Genomic DNA, 15,348 nt, shown 5'->3' with positions numbered 1-15,348 from the left:
GCCCCGCGCCGGTACGATTCCCGGTAGGCGCATATGCGCCCCGGGGGCTCGACGACCACCGGCCCGGCTGCGTACAGGCGATCCGCCGGCCGAGCCCCGGGCCACACCGCGGGGGGCGTGAGTGACGACGGTCGACAGTTCCGACAGCACGGCGGGCGGCCCGGACCGGCTCGCCGACCGGGCCTGGCTGCGGGCCATGGACGCCTACACCGCCGGTGCCTACGCCCGGGCCGAGGAGGAGTTCCGGGCGGCCGTCCGGCTGGACCCCGGCATGGCCGACGCCTGGCTCGGCCTGCACGCGCTGCGCAGCGACACCTCGGCCGCCCTGCTCGCCATGTACCGCAACCAGAACCGCTTCGGCGAGCAGCGGCGGCTGCACCGCCGCCCGCTCAGCTCCTGGTACTGGCTGGGGTGGTGGGTGCAGCCGGTGCTGGAGGACGCCCGCGACCTCGCGCTGGCGCACGCCTCGCACTGGCTGGACGGCCGCCACCTGGCCGAGCTGGACCGGGCGTTGGAGCAGTGCCCGGCCCCCAGCGAGGACCCGTCCGCGCAGTTCCTGTACGCCTGCCGGTCCTACCTGCTCAAGGACTGGGAGCAGTTGATCCGGGACACCGACCGGCTGCTGGACGACCCGCTGCTGGGCATCGAGGCCGGGCTCTTCGCCGGCATGGCCCGGGTGCGGCTGGACATGTGCGCCCAGGCGCAGGCCCCGCTGGCCGCCTCACTGGCCCGCTGCCGCTCCGAGCAGCCGCAGCGCAAGGAGCTGCGCTACTGGCTGGCCCGGGCCTACGAGGGGGCCGGGCGCAGCGCCGCGGCGCTGCCGCTCTACCGGGCGGTGCACCGGGCGGACCCGGCGTTCATGGACACCTCGGCCCGGCTGACGGCCATCTCGGCCGAGGACGCGCTCGCGGACGGGCTGCTCGCGGACGGGCGCTCCGGCGGGCTGGACGGGTTCGGCCCGGACGGGGGCGGGCTCGACGGGGGCGGGCTCGACGGGGGCGGGCTCGACGGGGGCGGGCTCGACGGGGCCGGGCTGGACGGGAGCGGCCTCGACGGCGTGGGTCCGGAGGGAGCCGGGGCGGGCGGTGGGACGGGCTACCAGGAGGACCCCGGCTACGCCGAAGGGCCGCTCTACGACGCCGAGTTCGGCACCGGCACCGCCCCGGTCGGCGGCGCCCCGGTCGGCGGCGGGCCCGCGGTGGACGCGACCCTCGTGGACGGCCCGCTCACCGCGCCGGAACCGGACCCCGCCGCCGCGGGCGGCGCACCCCAGGCGGCCGGCGAACGCTCGGGTTCGGGCGCCCCGGCCGGCCCCGCCGCACCGCCGCTGCCGGTGCGCGGCGAGGCCCAGCCCCGCACCGCCGCCGCTCCGCCGCCCCGGACCGCCGGCAACGAACGGGAGTTGGACGCGGCCCTGGCCGAACTCTCGCTGATGGTCGGCCTGGAGCCGGTCAAGCGCCAAGTCAGGGCGCTCTCGGCCCAGTTGAGGATGTCGAGGCTGCGGGCCGAGCAGGGGCTGCCGGTCCAGCCGCCGAAGCGGCACTTCGTCTTCTCCGGCCCGTCCGGCACCGGCAAGACCACCGTGGCACGGATCCTCGGCCGGGTCTTCCACGCCCTCGGACTGCTCTCCGGCGACCACCTGGTGGAGGCCCAACGCGCGGACCTGGTGGGCGAGTTCCTCGGCCAGACCGCCGTCAAGGCGAACGAGCTGATCGACTCCGCGCTGGACGGCGTGCTGTTCATCGACGAGGCGTACAGCCTCTCCAACTCCGGCTACACCAAGGGCGACGCCTATGGCGACGAGGCGCTCCAGGTGCTGCTCAAGCGGGCCGAGGACAACCGGGACCGGCTGGTGGTGATCCTGGCCGGCTACCCGGAGGGGATGAACCGGCTGCTCGCCACCAACCCCGGCCTCAACTCCCGCTTCACCACCCGGGTCGACTTCCCCAGCTACCGGCCGAACGAACTGACCGCGATCGGCGCGGCGCTGGCCGGCCGGGACGGCGACGGCTGGGACGAGGACGCGGCCGAGGAGCTGGCCAGCATCTGCACCCACGTGGTGCGCGAGGGCTGGATCGACGAGCTGGGCAACGGCCGGTTCATCCGCACCCTGTACGAGAAGTCCTGCGCCTACCGGGACCTGCGGCTCTCGCTGCTGCGCGTGGCGCCGGGCCGGGAGGACCTGGCGACGCTGCGGCTGCCGGACCTGGTGCAGGCGTACGGGGAGCTGATCGACGGCCGGGGCTGACGACCGGCTCCCCCACCGGGCCTCAGCCCCTGAGCAGCTCCGCCTCGCGCTCCGGGTCGAGGCCGACCCTCGGCCGGTCGGCGCGCTGCGGGGCCTCGCCGCCGATCGACCGCAGCCAGGCCCAGGTGTCCTCGACCGTCTCGGCGACCGGGCGGCAGCGCAGCCCGGCGTCGACGGCGCGGGCGACCGAGGCGCCGTGCAGGAAGTCGTAGAGCTCACCGGGCGCCAGCCAGACCGGCAGCTCCGTCCAGGGCTGCACACCGGCCGCCAGGATCCGCTCCGGGTCGGTCCAGCGCAGCTCGGCGTCCGAGCCGGTGGCCCCGACGCAGGCCTCCAGCAGCCCGCCCATGGTGGTGTGGCCGGCCGGGCTGACCACGTTGTACGGCCCGCCCAGCCGGGCCGCCACCGCGTCCAGGGTCCAGGCGGCGAGGTCGCGGCCGTCGATGTACTGCAGCGGCAGCTCGCGCGGGCCGGGAGCGAGCACCGGGCCGCCCCGGGCGATCCGGTTCAGCCACCAGGGCAGCCGGCCGATGTCCTCGTACGGGCCGAGGATCAGTCCGGCGCGGACCAGCAGGGCGCGCCCGCCGTACTCCGCCTCCAGGGCCAGTTCGGCGCCGCGCTTGGCCTCCGCGTAGCCCACCTCACCGGTGAGGTCCGGGGCTGAGTCGACCACCGGTGCGCTCTCGTCGGCCCCGGCGCGCAGCGGGTGGTCGTACACCGAGCGGCTGGAGACGTACGCGTAGTGGCCGACCCGGCCGTTCAGCCGCCGGGCGCTGTCGCGCACCGCCGCCGGGGCCCAGGACCAGGTGTCCACCACCGCGTCCCACTCCCCCGTGCCGAGCGCGGCGAGGCCGTCCTCGGCGGTGCGGTCGCCCCGCAGCACCCGGACGCCCTCGGGCGCGGGCTGCGTGCCGCGGTTGAGGGCCGTCACCTCCCAGCCCCTGGCCAGCGCCTCCTCGGCGACGGCCCGTCCGACGAACTTCGTTCCACCCAGCAGCAGGAGTCTCATGCCGACCACCCTCCTCCGAGGGTGGCCGGCAGGGGAACCGTTGCCTGCTGTGGGCAGATTCGCCCTCGGCGGACAGGCGTCGCCGGATGGGGGCCTTCGGGTGCTTCCCGAGGCTAGGCGGTCGTCCGGTGGTCCGGGTCGTGCATCTCGCCGACCAGTTCCTCCAGGACGTCCTCCAGCATCACCACGCCGACCGTGCGGCCGTCCTGGTCCAGCACGGCGGCCAGGTGGCAGGTGGCCCGGCGCATCGCGCCGAGGGCGTCGTCCAGCGGGAGGCTGCCGCGCAGCACCGTGATCGGCCGCCACAGCCGGGCCGGGACGGGCGCCGACGGGTCGTCCACGTCGAGGATGTCCTTGAGGTGGAGGTAGCCCAGGTAGCCGTGGCCGGCCGGGTCCCCGTCGGTGACCGGGAAGCGCGAGAAGCCGGTGCGCAGGGCGAGCTCCTCGACCTCGGCGGCGGTCGCCTTCGGGTCCACGGTGACCAGCTGCTCGGGCCGCAGCAGGACGTCGGTGACCGGGCGGCGGCCCAGCTCCAGGGCGTCCTCCAGGCGTTCCTGGCGGTCCTCGTCGAGCAGGCCGGCGTCCCGGGAGTCGACCAGCAGGTACATCAGCTGCTCGGTGGTGAACACCGACTCGACCTCGTCCTTGGCCTCCACCCGGAACAGCCGCAGCACGCCGTTGGCGCAGGCGTTGAGCGCCCGGATCACCGGGGCGAGCCAGCGGGCCAGCCGGTCCAGCGGCGGGCCGAGCAGCAGCGCGGCCCGCTCCGGGCCGGCCATCGCCATGTTCTTCGGCACCATCTCGCCGATCACCATGTGCAGGAAGACCACGAGGGCCAGCGAGATCCCGTACGAGAGCGGGTGCATCAGGCCGGACGGGACGCCGATCGCGTGGAACGGGCCCTCCAGCAGGGAGGCGATGGTCGGTTCGGCGAGCGCACCGAGGCCCAGCGAGCAGACGGTGATGCCGAGTTGGGCGGCGGCCAGCATCGCGGAGACGTTCGACAGCGCGTGCAGCACCGTCCGGGCGCGCTTGTGCCCGGCCTCGGCGAGCGGCTCGATCTGGCTGCGGCGCACCGAGACGACGGCGAACTCCGCGCCGACGAAGAACGCGTTGCCGAGCAGGAGCACGACGGCGACGGCGAGTTGGAGCACGGTCATCGGACGCCCTCCCCGTTCTCGCCGAACCGGCCGGGCGCGCTGGTGCGCTCCACCCGGACCTGGCTGGTGCGGTGCCGGTCGACACCGGTCACGGTGAACCGCCAGCCGGGCAGTTCGGCCTGCTCACCCACCTCGGGGAGCTTGCCGAGCAGGTCGGAGACCAGGCCCGCCAGGGTCTCGTACGGGCCGTCCGGGGCGTTCAGGCCGATCGCCTCCAGCTGGTCGAGCCGGGCGCGGCCGTCCGCCTCCCAGACGGGCAGGCCGTCGACGGCCGGCAGCTGGAGCAGGTCGGGGTGGTCCTCCGGGTCGTGCTCGTCCTGCACCTCGCCGACGATCTCCTCGACGATGTCCTCGACGGTGACGACCCCGGCGGTGCCGCCGTACTCGTCGACCACGATGGCCATCGGCTGGAGGCGGCGCAGCTGGTCCAGCAGCCGCTCGGCGGGCAGGGTCTCGGGCACCAGCAGCGGCGGCGAGGCCAGCTCGGCGACCCGGACCAGGCCGCGGCGGGCGGCCGGGACGGCGAGGGCGTCCTTGAGCGTCACGATGCCGGTGATCTCGTCCACGGTGTCGGTGTAGACGGGGAAGCGGGACAGGCCGGTGGCCCGGGTCAGGTTGATGACGTCGGAGGCGGTGGCGTCGCGCTGGAGGGCGGCGACGTCGATCCGCGGGGTCATCACGGACTCGGCGGTGAGCTCGCCGAGGCCGAGGGTGCGGACGAACAGGGTCGCCGACTCCTCGTCTATGGCGCCGGCCTTGGCCGAGTGCCGGGCCAGCGAGACCAGCTCGGCCGGGGTGCGGGCGTGCTCCAGCTCCTCCTGCGGCTCGATGCCGAAGGCCCGGACGGTGCGGTCCGCGGCGCCGTTCAGGAAGCTGATCAGCGGGCGGCAGGCGAAGGAGAAGGCCATGTGCGGGGCGGCGACCGCGCGGGCCACCTGGAGCGGGCGGGAGATCGCCCAGTTCTTGGGGACCAGCTCGCCGATCACCATCTGCACGACGGTGGCCAGCACCATGCCGACCACCACGGCGACACCGCGGGCGGCCGAGTCCGGCACCCCGATGCCCGACATCACGGGCGAGAGCAGGGTCGACAGCGCCGGCTCGGCGAGCATGCCGACCACCAGCGAGGTGACGGTGATGCCCAGCTGGGCGCCGGAGAGTTCGAAGGACAGGTGCCGCAGGGCCCGGGAGACCCGGCGGGACTTGACGTCGCCGGCTTCGGCGGAACGTTCCACCGCGCCGCGGTCGGCGGTCACGAAGGCGAACTCGGCGGCCACGAAGAGGCCGTTGGCGAGGATCAGGAGCAGGGCCGCGAGCAACAGCAGCCAGGCGGTGATCACAGTGCCGCCTGCCTTCCGGAGGTCGGAAGCGAGGCGGCGCAGGTACTACCGGACGGATCGTCCATCGAGGGGGAGTGTCACTCCTCTGGTCGGTGCGGTACAGGTCGTGCCGGGGGCAGGATGAAGTTTTGCCCCACTTTTACCAGCGTAGACCATATCGGCGCGACGGTAGGAAGCGTGTTCGGACCCGCCGGGGCCCCGGGCCGGGGTTCGGGGGGCCTGGACCCCGGGGGTGCGGGCGTCGCGGGGTCAGGCCCGGGCGTGGTGCTCGACCAGGTCGCGCAGCGCACGGGCGTCCGCGATCGCCCGGTCCTTGCCGACGCCGGACTGGATGCCGACCGCGGCCAGCGAGGTGCCGTCGGCGAGGTCGAGGGTGGCCCACGGGTCGCCCTGGCGGAAGTTGACCCGGACGATCTCCGGCCAGGCCAGCCGACGGCTGCGGACGAAGTTGACCACCGTCACGCCCTCGGCGTCCGCGCTCACCCGGGGGCGGGCCAGCATCAGGCCGACGGCGGCGAACAGCACGCCGCTGGCGACCATCATGATCCGGTCGTTGAGCTGCCAGTTCGCCGGGAGCAGCACGGCCAGCACCACGAACAGGGCCACGAGCACGGCGCAGACCGGCAGCAGCACCGCGCGGGTGCGCCGGGGCGCCCAGGTGACGGGGAACTCGACGGGCGGCGTGGACACGTGGGGTCTCCGGTGGCTCTGGATCGTGGCGGTCGTGGCGGTCGTGGCAGTCATGGCTGTCATGGCGGCGGGACGGTGGGGACCGCCGGGACGGCGAAGGGGCGGGGACGCCGACCGGCGTCCCCGCCCCTATTGAACCGTTCTTTACTCTCTGGCGTGCAAGCAGGTCAGAGGCGGCAGGCGTGGATGTTGGTGACCAGGATCGCCCGGGCGCCGATGCCCCACAGGTCGTCCATGATCTGCTGGGCCTCCTTGCGGAGCACCATCGACCGGACGGCCACCCAGCCCTCGGTGTGCAGCGGGGAGACGGTCGGCGACTCCAGACCGGGGGTGAGCGCCACGGCGGCGCCGACCTTCTCGGCCCGGATGTCGTAGTCCATCAGCACGTAGCGGCGGGCCACCAGCACGCCCTGGAGACGGCGCAGGAACTGCTCCACCCGGGCATCCTCGCCCGCGCCCTTGGGGCGGATCACCACGGAGTCCGAGATCAGGATCGGCTCGCCGAAGACCTCCAGGCCGGCGTTGCGCAGGCTGGTCCCGGTCTCCACCACGTCGGCGATCACGTCGGCGACGCCCAGCTGCACGGCGGTCTCGACCGCGCCGTCCAGCTTGGTGACCGTCGCCGTCACGCCGTGGTCCGCCAGGTGCTGCTCGACCAGGCCGGTGTAGGAGGTCGCGATCCGCAGCCCCTCCAGGCCCTGCACGTCCTTGACGTCCACGCCCTCGGGGCGGGCGAAGCGGAAGGTCGACCCGGCGAAGCCGAGGGCGAGCACCTCCTCCGCGTTGGAGTGCGAGTCCAGCAGCAGGTCGCGGCCGGTGATGCCGACGTCGAGGCGGCCGGAGCCGACGTACACGGCGATGTCGCGCGGGCGGAGGAAGAAGAACTCGACCTCGTTGGCCGGGTCGACGAGGACGAGCTCCTTCGGGTCCTTCCGCTGGCGGTAGCCGGCCTCATGGAGCATCTCCGCCGCGGGACCCGAGAGCGAACCCTTGTTGGGGACGGCGATGCGCAGCATGGGAAGTCGGTTCCTTACCTGTTCGGTGGAGGGGTGCTGTCGGGAGCGGTTCAGAGGTACTTGTACACGTCGTCGAGCGTCAGCCCACGGGCGATCATCATCACCTGAAGGTGGTAGAGGAGTTGCGAGATCTCCTCCGCCGTCTGCTCGTCCGACTGGAACTCGGCGGCCATCCAGACCTCGGCGGCCTCCTCGACGACCTTCTTGCCGATCGCATGGACGCCCTGCTGGACGAGCTGCGCGGTACGGGAGGACGAGGGGTCGCCGGTGGCGGCCTTCTGCTGGAGCTCGGAGAAGAGCTCCTCGAATGTCTTCGAAGCCATGATGGGACTCACCATACGGCGTGCGGGGTGGCGGACGGTAAACGGTCCCGGAGCGTGGACAGTCCTGTGGACGTCCACGCTCCGGGACCGGACGGCCTGCCGTCAGCGGGCGTCGCGCAGGGCGACGGCGGTGGCGACGGCGGCGGTGACGGCCTCGTGGCCCTTGTCCTCGGCGGAGCCCGGCAGACCGGCCCGGTCCAGCGCCTGCTCCTCGTTGTCGCAGGTCAGCACGCCGAAGCCGACCGGGACGCCGGTGTCCACGCTGACCTGGGTCAGGCCGACGGTGGCCGCCTGGCAGACGTAGTCGAAGTGCGGGGTGCCGCCGCGGATCACCACGCCGAGGGCGATCACGGCGTCGTAGCCGCGGTCGGCGAGGCGCTTGGCCGCGACCGGCAGCTCGAAGGTGCCCGGGACGCGCAGCACGGTCGGCTCGGCGACGCCCAGCTCCTTGAGCGCCCGGTGGGCGCCGTCCAGCAGGCCGTTCATCACCTTGTCGTGCCACTGGGCGGCGATGACCGCGACCTTGAGGTCGGCGGCGCCGTCGATGGTCAGCTCGGGGGCTCCGTGGCCGCTCATGTCTTCCTACTTCCTGTGGTCGGTGGGTGGTTCAGTGGTTCAGGAGCCGAGCCCGGGCAGGTCGTGGCCCATCCGGTCGCGCTTGGTACGCAGGTAGCGAAGGTTGTGCTCACCGGGCGCGATCTCGACCGCCTCGCGCCCCTTGACCTTGAGCCCGTGGTCGGTGAGCGCGGTCTGCTTCCGCGGGTTGTTGGTCATCAGGGTGAGCGAGCGGACCCCGAGGTCCACCAGCATCTGCGCCGCGATGCTGTAGTCGCGGGCGTCCGCGGGCAGCCCCAGGTCCAGGTTGGCGTCGACGGTGTCGCGCCCCTGCTCCTGCAGCTCGTACGCGCGCAGCTTGTGGGCCAGGCCGATCCCCCGGCCCTCGTGGCCGCGCAGGTAGAGCACCACGCCGCGGCCGGACTCGGCGACCCGCCGGAGCGAGGCCTCCAGCTGCGGACCGCAGTCGCAGCGCAGCGAGCCGAGGACGTCGCCGGTCAGGCACTCGGAGTGCACCCGCACCAGCACGTCCTCACCGTCCGGCAGTCGGCCGTCCTCGCCGAGGCCGCCGGCCACCAGCGCGATGTGCTCGACGCCGTCGAGGGTGCCCCGGTAGCCGACCGCGGTGAACTCGCCGTGCACGGTGGGCAGGGCGGTGGTCGCGGCCCGGTCGACGTGCAGCTCGGTGCGGCGGCGGTAGGCGATCAGGTCCTCGATGGAGATGATCGCCAGGCCGTGCTCGCGGGCGAAGGCGACCAGCTCGGGCAGCCGGGCCATGGTGCCGTCGTCGTTGACCACCTCGACGCACACGCCGGCCTGCGGCAGCCCGGCGAGCCGGGCCAGGTCGACGGTGGCCTCGGTGTGCCCGGGGCGGACCAGCACGCCGCCGTCGACGGCGCGCAGCGGGAAGACGTGGCCCGGGCGGGTCAGGTCCCCCGGCTCGGTGCCGGGCGAGGCCAGCAGGCGGACGGTGCGGGCGCGGTCGGCGGCGGAGATGCCGGTGTCCACGCCCTCGCGGGCGTCCACCGAGACGGTGTAGGCGGTGCCCTTGCGGTCCTCGTTGACCTGGGTCATCGGCGGGAGCTTGAGGCGGTCCAGCTCCTCACCGGTCATCGGGGTGCAGATCACGCCGGAGCTGTAGCGGATGGTGAAGGCCATCAGCTCGGGGGTCGCGGCGGAGGCGGCGAAGATGAAGTCGCCCTCGTTCTCGCGGTCCTCGTCGTCGACCACGATCACCGCGCGGCCGGCCGCGATGTCGGCGATCGCCCGCTCGACCGGGTCGAGGACGAACTCCTCGGCGCCGCTGCCGCCGTCGATGCCGGGTCGGGTGCCGGGCTCGTCGCCGGGCCGGATCTGGTTCTCGGTCATGCCGTGACTCCCTGCGGGACGTTGGCGGAGGTGGCTCGCGGCTCACGGGTGCTCAGCCACCAGGACCGCAGGCCGAGCAGCACCAGGACGAAGTAGACGGAGTAGGTGAGGCCCGAGAAGGTGTAACCGCTGTTGAAGGCGAACGGGACGCCGACCGCGTCGACCGCGATCCAGGCGAACCAGAACTCCAGCCAGCCGCGTGCCTGGGCCACCATCGCGGCGAGCGTGCCGACGAAGATGTAGGCGTCCGACCAGGGGCTCCAGGACAGTTCGGGGTAGGCCGTGAACAGCAGTGCCAGGGCGACCGTGCCGACCGCGGTGCCGGCCACCAGGGCGGCCCGCTCGGGCCAACTGGCGAACCGCACCGAGATGGTGCCGGTGTCACGGCGCCCGCGCCGCCACTGCGCCCAACCCCAGGCGGCGGTGACGATGACGATCAGCTGCTTGCCGATCAGACCGGGGACGTGGCCCCCGAGGTAGGCGGCGATCAGCACGACGCCGGACAGGAGTTGGACCGGCCAGCTCCACACCGAACGGCGCCAGCCGAGCGCCAGGCCGCCGAAGCCGAACAGGTTGCCGATCATGTCGGCCCACTTCACGTGTTCACCGAGGACGGTGAACGCCTCTCCGCTGAGCCAGCTCATTCCTTGTCCCCCGTGCTGTGCGTGATGTGTGCGGTGTCCGCGGTGTCCGCGGTGTCCGCGGTGTCTGTGGTGTCCGCGGCGTGCGTGGCCCGTGCGGCCGGTGCGGTGTGCGGAAGGTTCGGGAGGGTGCGCGATTCGAGCAGCCGCTCCACGTACTTGGCGAGCACGTCCACCTCGAGGTTGACGCTCTCCCCGAGGGTCTTGGCGCCGAGCGTGGTCAGTGCGAGGGTGGCCGGGATGAGGCTGACGGTGAAGCTGTCGCGGGCCGCCTCCACCACGGTGAGGCTGACGCCGTCGACCGTGATCGAGCCCTTCTCCACCAGATAGCGGGAGATGGACTCCGGCAGCGAGAAGCGCAGCACCTCCCAGCGCAGGTTGCCGGCCGCGTCGCGCTCGCCGGGCTCGCGGCTCAACAGCCGCCCGGTGGCGTCGACATGGCCCTGGACCAGGTGCCCGCCGAGCCTGGCGCCGAGCGCCATCGCGCGCTCCAGGTTGACCGGGGAGCCGGGCTTCAACTCGCCCAGGCTGGAACGGTGCAGCGTCTCGGCCATCACGTCGGCGCTGAACTCGCCCGTCTCGGCGGCCAGTTCCTCGGCACTGTCGACCACGGTCAGACAGACGCCGTTGACCGCGATGGAGTCGCCGTGACGCGCACCGACACGAACCACCGGGCCACGGAGGCGGATTCGCGAGGAGTCGCCGATCTCCTCGATCGACACGACCTCGCCGAGCTCTTCGATGATGCCGGTGAACACCCGGGTCTCCTCGCGCTTGGGGCGCGGACTCCGGGGCGGCAGAGGGAGATGACAAACGGACGGGCACCGGTGCACGGGGCTGCCGACACGACCCGTCGCCGGGATGCCGGAACCGCCGGGAGATCGCTCACCCGACCCGGGAGACACCTCTCCCGCCGTTCACCTGACCGTGGTCCGGTCCGGTTCGTGATGGACCACGGGTACTGCTCTTCGTCCGCCCGCGCACGCCTCCCATCCGGACTTTAACCGTCGGTCCAGGAATTTCACCTGGTCAACCGGCCGCTGGCTGCGGACGGGTCGCGGACTGTAACCGCCGGTTCGGATTTTCACCGACCCCGGAGTGCGCTGAACGTCACTGCTGATGACGTCATTGTGCCACGCGGGGCGCGAGCCGAGGGAGAGGGTTCCGCTGTGGCCTGTTTCACGGCCCCGCGGGGAATGCGCGGTGGGTCCGGTACGGCGCCGGTGGCGCCGCCGTGCGCGCAGGGTGACCCTGGTGGTGGGGCCGGAAGGCCGGCGGGGTCTGCGGAGTTCGCGGGATCCGCGCGGTTCGCAGGACTCGCAGCGTTCGGAAGGTTCTGAAAGTTCGCGGGGTTCGCGGAGTTCGCAAGGTACGGAGGCGAGCACGATGAAGTTCATGGACGTCCACCACGGGATGGTCGGGATCACGCCGGAGCAGCTCAGGGCGGCCCACACGGCCGACCTGGCGGTCGAGGGCGAGGAGGGCGTGCACTTCGAGCAGGCCTGGGCGGACCCCGAGTCCGGCACGGTGTACTGCCTGTCCGAGGCGCCGTCCAGGGAGGCGGTGCAGCGGGTCCACGAACGGACCGGGCACCCGGCGGCCGAGATCCACTCGGTGCCGTTCTCGGTGTGACCGTCCGGTATGACCGTCTCGGTGTGAGCGTTCCGGGGCCTTCGGCCCCGGCCGGGCTCAGAGCGTGGCGGGTGCGGCGATCGGCGTGAAGTGGGTGACCTCCGGGGGGTGCACGAGGTAGTGCAACTCGCCCTCCGACCAGACCGGCCGGATCCGCCACATCGGCCCGGCGTACCCCCGCAGGGCCTCCTCATCGCGCCAGCGGCTGACCACGAGCACCCGGTGCCCGTCCTCGGTCACCGAGCGCAACAGCTCACCGCCGAGGCACCCGTCCGTCCGCCCCAACTGCGGGATCACCTGGCCGACCAGGTGCGCGCAGAACTCCTCGATGCGATCGGCCGTGACCTGCCCGGCCCAAATTCTGATGATCACGGCCACCACCTCCGGCTGGCTGGAGTCCCTGGCCCCATTATCAGCGGAAAACCGCTGGTGGGGAGGGATGGAGCGACTCTTTCACGGAGAGTTGAGGAAGCCGGGAGACGGGGCGCGGGAAGAGCCCTCCGTTAGATTCCCGGTATGACCCTCACACCGGAAGCTCCCGCACCGTCAACCCCCGCTCCGGACGCGCCGAACAGCCTGTTCGCCGCCCTCAGCGCGCGTGCCCTCACCGAGCCGGCCCAGCTGCGTGAGGTCTACGAGCAGCCCGGCGACCACGCGCGCCGCAAGCAGGTGGACCACCTCCACGAGGTCGCCCAGCGCCTCATCGCCTGCGCCTCGCTGGTGTTCGTGGCCAGCTCCGACGCGGCCGGCCGCTGCGACGTCTCCCCGCGCGGCGGCCCGGCCGGGGTCGTCTCGGTGCTCGACGAGCACACCCTGGCCATTCCGGACGCCACCGGCAACAAACGCCTGGACACCCTGCACAACATCCTGGAGAACGGCCGGGTCGGACTGCTCTTCGTCGTCCCGGGGCGGGACACCACGCTGCGGGTCAACGGGCGGGCCTGCATCTCCACCGACCCGGAGCTGCTGCGGCAGCTGACGGCCGTCGGCAAGCCCCCGCGCAGCGCGATCGTGGTGGCCGTGGAGGAGGTGTACGCGCACTGCCCGAAGTCGCTCATGCGGGGCTCGGCCTGGAAGCCGGAGAACTGGCTGGCGAAGGACGCCCAGCCGACGTCGGCGGAGGTCACGCTGTCGCACCTGAGGGACGACTCGCTGACCATCGACATGATCGAGCAGACGGAGCGGGAGGCGCTCCTATACCGGTACGAGTAGGCGCGGCGCCGGTACGAGTGGCGCGGCGCGGGTACGAGTGGGCGCCGGTACGAGTGGGCGCGGGCGCCGGTGGGCCCCGCCACCGGTCCGGGTGGACCGGCCGCGGGGCCCTCGCTCGCCCCGGCCCGGGTCAGGCGGCCTTCGGGACGTCGACCACCGCCGCGCCGTCGGCGGCCCGTTGGACGGCCTCGACGCCCTTGTGGGCGGCGTCCTTGCTGACGTAGCCCTGGCCGGTCGCGACGATCTCGCCGTTGCCCGCCTTGAGCCGGAACCGGTACTTGCCGCCGGTGTCCTCGTAGACCTCGAACTTGCCCGACATCCGGGCCACCTCCTCGTGCGGCACGGGTGCGCCGCGTCGATCCGTCCCCCTCCCCCTCGCAGTACCGTGCGCCCGGTGCGGGCACGGGCGCACCCGGTCGGCCGCCGGACGGGTGACGCCGGGCCGACCCGGGTTTGCGGGGGTGCCGGGGAGGCCGCCGGTGGTTTGAATGGACGGATGGACTGCGTGTTCTGTGCGGTGGTGGCGGGCGAGGAACCGGCGCACCGGGTGCTGGACGACGCGGCGGCGGTGGCCTTCCTGGACCGCCGGCCGCTGTTCCCCGGTCACGTGCTGGTCGTGCCGCGCGCCCACCACCGGACCCTGGCGGACCTGCCGCCCGAGGAGGTCGGGCCGTTCTTCCTGCGGGTGCAGCGGGTGGCGGCGGCGGTGGAGCGGGGGCTGGGCGCGGCGGGCAGCTTCGTGGCGGCGAACAACCGGATCAGCCAGTCGGTGCCGCACCTGCACGTCCACGTGGTGCCGCGCAATCCCAAGGACGGGCTGCGCGGGTTCTTCTGGCCGCGGGGGAAGTACCCGGACGAGGCGGGGGCGGCGGAGGTGGCGGCGCGGCTGCGGGCGGCGCTGGAGGAGGGGTAGGGGCGGCGGGGGGGTAGGGGCGGCGGGGGGTAGGGGCGGCGGGGGGTAGGGGCGGCGGGGGATTTCGGCGTTCGACCGGGCACTTCGACCGGGCTCTTCTGTCGGGCACTTCTGTCGGGCACTTCGGCCGGACCTCTTGACAGGTATAGACCACTCCGCTTGAGTCGGTGTCGGCCCCGTACCGGCCCGCACCCCGGTCGGCCGTCCCCCACGACGCGCCCCCGCACGGGCCACGGCTCCCCTGCCCCACCAGGTCCCGGTCCCGACGACGTGCGGCCCCCACCGCACAAGGGGTGATGACGTGTCAGTCAAACGCCTGCTCGCGCTGCTGTCCGCCGTGGTCACGGCGCTCGCGCTCGCGGTGCTCCTCCCGGCCTCCGCCAGCGCCGCCGCCTGCGGCACCGCGTGGAGCGCGACCGCCGTGTACACCGGCGGCGCCGCCGTCTCGTACAACAGCCACAACTGGACCGCCAAGTGGTGGACCCAGAACGAACCGCCGAGCACCGGGGGCTCCGGGGTCTGGTCCGACCAGGGCCCCTGCGGCGGCCCCACCGACCCCGGCCCGACCCCCACACCGACCCCGAACCCGGGCGGATTCCCGGTCAGCCAGGCCCAGTTCGACCGGATGTTCCCGAACCGGAACCCCTTCTACACCTACCAGGGCCTGCTCGACGCCACCAGCGCCTACCCCGGCTTCGCGGCCACCGGCAGCGACACCGTACGGAACCAGGAGGCCGCGGCCTTCCTCGCCAACGTCAGCCACGAGACCGGCGGGCTGGTCTACGTGGTCGAGCAGGACACCTCCAACTACCCGCACTACTGCGACACTTCGCAGCCGTACGGGTGCCCGGCCGGGCAGTCCGCGTACTACGGGCGCGGACCGATCCAGCTCAGCTGGAACTTCAACTACAAGGCGGCGGGCGACGCTCTCGGCATCGACCTGCTGCACAACCCGGACCTGGTGCAGACCGACCCGGCGGTGGCCTGGAAGACCGGCCTCTGGTACTGGAACACCCAGAACGGTCCCGGCACCATGACCGCGCACGACGCGATGGTCAACGGGCGGGGCTTCGGCGAGACGATCCGCAGCATCAACGGCGCGCTGGAGTGCAACGGCAACAACACCGCGCAGATGCAGCACCGGATCAGCCTGTACCAGAGCTTCGTCCAGATCCTCGGCACCGTGCCCGGGGGCAACCTGAGCTGCTGACGGGCCCTGGGTCCGTCCTCGAACTCCCGTC

The 15,348-nt window shown here is 73.0% G+C and carries 17 protein-coding genes and 1 riboswitch; of the genes, 5 read left to right on the top strand and 12 right to left on the bottom strand.

The genetic code is table 11. The features are described 5' to 3' along the window. The first annotated feature begins 196 nt into the window (after positions 1-196). On the top strand, positions 197-2,248 hold the full coding sequence (locus ACFXPX_RS02230) for an AAA family ATPase (protein WP_380639304.1): 2,052 nt from the start codon (positions 197-199) through the stop codon (positions 2,246-2,248). Positions 2,249-2,270: 22 nt separating this feature from the next. Here the strand turns inward: ACFXPX_RS02230 and ACFXPX_RS02225 are convergent, their stop codons facing one another. The 10 genes from ACFXPX_RS02225 to ACFXPX_RS02180 form a co-directional block, all read right to left on the bottom strand. Further along, positions 2,271-3,257: an NAD-dependent epimerase/dehydratase family protein gene (locus ACFXPX_RS02225; protein WP_380639252.1), complete on the bottom strand. Its 987-nt coding sequence runs from the start codon at positions 3,255-3,257 to the stop codon at positions 2,271-2,273. Between the two features lie 113 nt (positions 3,258-3,370). Continuing rightward, complete coding sequence (locus ACFXPX_RS02220; protein ID WP_375883921.1) at positions 3,371-4,417, bottom strand: hemolysin family protein; 1,047 nt, start codon at positions 4,415-4,417, stop codon at positions 3,371-3,373. After that, entirely contained in the window at positions 4,414-5,757 is a 1,344-nt protein-coding gene (locus ACFXPX_RS02215; protein WP_375883919.1) for a hemolysin family protein, read from the bottom strand. The genes ACFXPX_RS02220 and ACFXPX_RS02215 overlap by 4 nt, the downstream gene beginning before the upstream one ends. 249 nt (positions 5,758-6,006) lie before the next feature. Next, on the bottom strand, positions 6,007-6,447 hold the full coding sequence (locus ACFXPX_RS02210) for a PH domain-containing protein (RefSeq protein ID WP_380521394.1): 441 nt from the start codon (positions 6,445-6,447) through the stop codon (positions 6,007-6,009). Positions 6,448-6,614: 167 nt separating this feature from the next. After that, a complete protein-coding gene (gene hisG, locus ACFXPX_RS02205) occupies positions 6,615-7,463 on the bottom strand; it encodes an ATP phosphoribosyltransferase (protein WP_375883914.1) in 849 nt (282 codons plus the stop codon). Between the two features lie 50 nt (positions 7,464-7,513). Then, the gene (locus tag ACFXPX_RS02200) at positions 7,514-7,786 is read right to left on the bottom strand and encodes a phosphoribosyl-ATP diphosphatase (RefSeq protein WP_363567577.1); all 273 of its coding nucleotides are present in this window, start codon (positions 7,784-7,786) and stop codon (positions 7,514-7,516) included. A 102-nt stretch (positions 7,787-7,888) separates the two neighbouring features. Continuing rightward, positions 7,889-8,362 carry a 6,7-dimethyl-8-ribityllumazine synthase gene (gene ribH / locus ACFXPX_RS02195; protein WP_375883911.1) on the bottom strand — a complete coding sequence of 158 codons (474 nt, stop codon included), beginning with the start codon at positions 8,360-8,362 and terminating at the stop codon, positions 7,889-7,891. Between the two features lie 39 nt (positions 8,363-8,401). Beyond that, complete coding sequence (locus tag ACFXPX_RS02190; RefSeq protein WP_380639250.1) at positions 8,402-9,709, bottom strand: bifunctional 3,4-dihydroxy-2-butanone-4-phosphate synthase/GTP cyclohydrolase II; 1,308 nt, start codon at positions 9,707-9,709, stop codon at positions 8,402-8,404. Next, positions 9,706-10,353: a nicotinamide riboside transporter PnuC gene (locus tag ACFXPX_RS02185; RefSeq protein ID WP_375883906.1), complete on the bottom strand. Its 648-nt coding sequence runs from the start codon at positions 10,351-10,353 to the stop codon at positions 9,706-9,708. The genes ACFXPX_RS02190 and ACFXPX_RS02185 overlap by 4 nt, the downstream gene beginning before the upstream one ends. Beyond that, on the bottom strand, positions 10,350-11,108 hold the full coding sequence (locus ACFXPX_RS02180; protein ID WP_380639248.1) for a riboflavin synthase: 759 nt from the start codon (positions 11,106-11,108) through the stop codon (positions 10,350-10,352). Before ACFXPX_RS02180 ends, ACFXPX_RS02185 begins: the two co-directional genes overlap by 4 nt. Positions 11,109-11,327: 219 nt before the next feature. After that, positions 11,328-11,455: riboswitch (FMN riboswitch) on the bottom strand. A 281-nt stretch (positions 11,456-11,736) separates the two neighbouring features. Between ACFXPX_RS02180 and ACFXPX_RS02175 the strand changes: the two genes are divergently transcribed. Further along, positions 11,737-11,982 carry an SCO4226 family nickel-binding protein gene (locus ACFXPX_RS02175; protein ID WP_375883903.1) on the top strand — a complete coding sequence of 82 codons (246 nt, stop codon included), beginning with the start codon at positions 11,737-11,739 and terminating at the stop codon, positions 11,980-11,982. Between the two features lie 57 nt (positions 11,983-12,039). Here the strand turns inward: ACFXPX_RS02175 and ACFXPX_RS02170 are convergent, their stop codons facing one another. Beyond that, positions 12,040-12,354: an antibiotic biosynthesis monooxygenase family protein gene (locus ACFXPX_RS02170; protein WP_375883900.1), complete on the bottom strand. Its 315-nt coding sequence runs from the start codon at positions 12,352-12,354 to the stop codon at positions 12,040-12,042. Positions 12,355-12,498: 144 nt separating this feature from the next. On the opposite strand from ACFXPX_RS02170, the gene ACFXPX_RS02165 reads away from it, so the two are divergent. Further along, a complete protein-coding gene (locus ACFXPX_RS02165; RefSeq protein WP_380521405.1) occupies positions 12,499-13,194 on the top strand; it encodes an MSMEG_1061 family FMN-dependent PPOX-type flavoprotein in 696 nt (231 codons plus the stop codon). A gap of 130 nt (positions 13,195-13,324) precedes the next feature. On the opposite strand, the gene ACFXPX_RS02160 is transcribed toward ACFXPX_RS02165, so the two are convergent. Further along, complete coding sequence (locus tag ACFXPX_RS02160; protein ID WP_375883894.1) at positions 13,325-13,513, bottom strand: YegP family protein; 189 nt, start codon at positions 13,511-13,513, stop codon at positions 13,325-13,327. A gap of 177 nt (positions 13,514-13,690) precedes the next feature. Between ACFXPX_RS02160 and ACFXPX_RS02155 the strand changes: the two genes are divergently transcribed. Then, a complete protein-coding gene (locus tag ACFXPX_RS02155; RefSeq protein WP_380521409.1) occupies positions 13,691-14,107 on the top strand; it encodes an HIT family protein in 417 nt (138 codons plus the stop codon). A gap of 301 nt (positions 14,108-14,408) precedes the next feature. Then, complete coding sequence (locus tag ACFXPX_RS02150) at positions 14,409-15,317, top strand: glycoside hydrolase family 19 protein (RefSeq protein ID WP_380639246.1); 909 nt, start codon at positions 14,409-14,411, stop codon at positions 15,315-15,317. Positions 15,318-15,348: the final 31 nt, after the last annotated feature.

It is taken from the genome of Kitasatospora sp. NPDC059146 (genome assembly GCF_042786665.1).
Taxonomy (GTDB): Bacteria; Actinomycetota; Actinomycetes; order Streptomycetales; family Streptomycetaceae; genus Kitasatospora.
This window is presented reverse-complemented; position numbering and strand designations above follow the sequence as displayed.

What these genes read in the sequence shown, in the direction of transcription:
- ACFXPX_RS02230 (WP_380639304.1), top strand. Translation starts at nt 197, where the DNA reads ATGGACGCCTACACCGCCGGTGCCTACGCCCGGGCCGAGGAGGAGTTC.
- ACFXPX_RS02225 (WP_380639252.1), bottom strand. Translation starts at nt 3,257, where the DNA reads ATGAGACTCCTGCTGCTGGGTGGAACGAAGTTCGTCGGACGGGCCGTC.
- ACFXPX_RS02220 (WP_375883921.1), bottom strand. Translation starts at nt 4,417, where the DNA reads ATGACCGTGCTCCAACTCGCCGTCGCCGTCGTGCTCCTGCTCGGCAAC.
- hisG (WP_375883914.1), bottom strand. Translation starts at nt 7,463, where the DNA reads ATGCTGCGCATCGCCGTCCCCAACAAGGGTTCGCTCTCGGGTCCCGCG.
- ACFXPX_RS02200 (WP_363567577.1), bottom strand. Translation starts at nt 7,786, where the DNA reads ATGGCTTCGAAGACATTCGAGGAGCTCTTCTCCGAGCTCCAGCAGAAG.
- ribH (WP_375883911.1), bottom strand. Translation starts at nt 8,362, where the DNA reads ATGAGCGGCCACGGAGCCCCCGAGCTGACCATCGACGGCGCCGCCGAC.
- ACFXPX_RS02190 (WP_380639250.1), bottom strand. Translation starts at nt 9,709, where the DNA reads ATGACCGAGAACCAGATCCGGCCCGGCGACGAGCCCGGCACCCGACCC.
- ACFXPX_RS02185 (WP_375883906.1), bottom strand. Translation starts at nt 10,353, where the DNA reads ATGAGCTGGCTCAGCGGAGAGGCGTTCACCGTCCTCGGTGAACACGTG.
- ACFXPX_RS02175 (WP_375883903.1), top strand. Translation starts at nt 11,737, where the DNA reads ATGAAGTTCATGGACGTCCACCACGGGATGGTCGGGATCACGCCGGAG.
- ACFXPX_RS02165 (WP_380521405.1), top strand. Translation starts at nt 12,499, where the DNA reads ATGACCCTCACACCGGAAGCTCCCGCACCGTCAACCCCCGCTCCGGAC.
- ACFXPX_RS02160 (WP_375883894.1), bottom strand. Translation starts at nt 13,513, where the DNA reads ATGTCGGGCAAGTTCGAGGTCTACGAGGACACCGGCGGCAAGTACCGG.
- ACFXPX_RS02155 (WP_380521409.1), top strand. Translation starts at nt 13,691, where the DNA reads ATGGACTGCGTGTTCTGTGCGGTGGTGGCGGGCGAGGAACCGGCGCAC.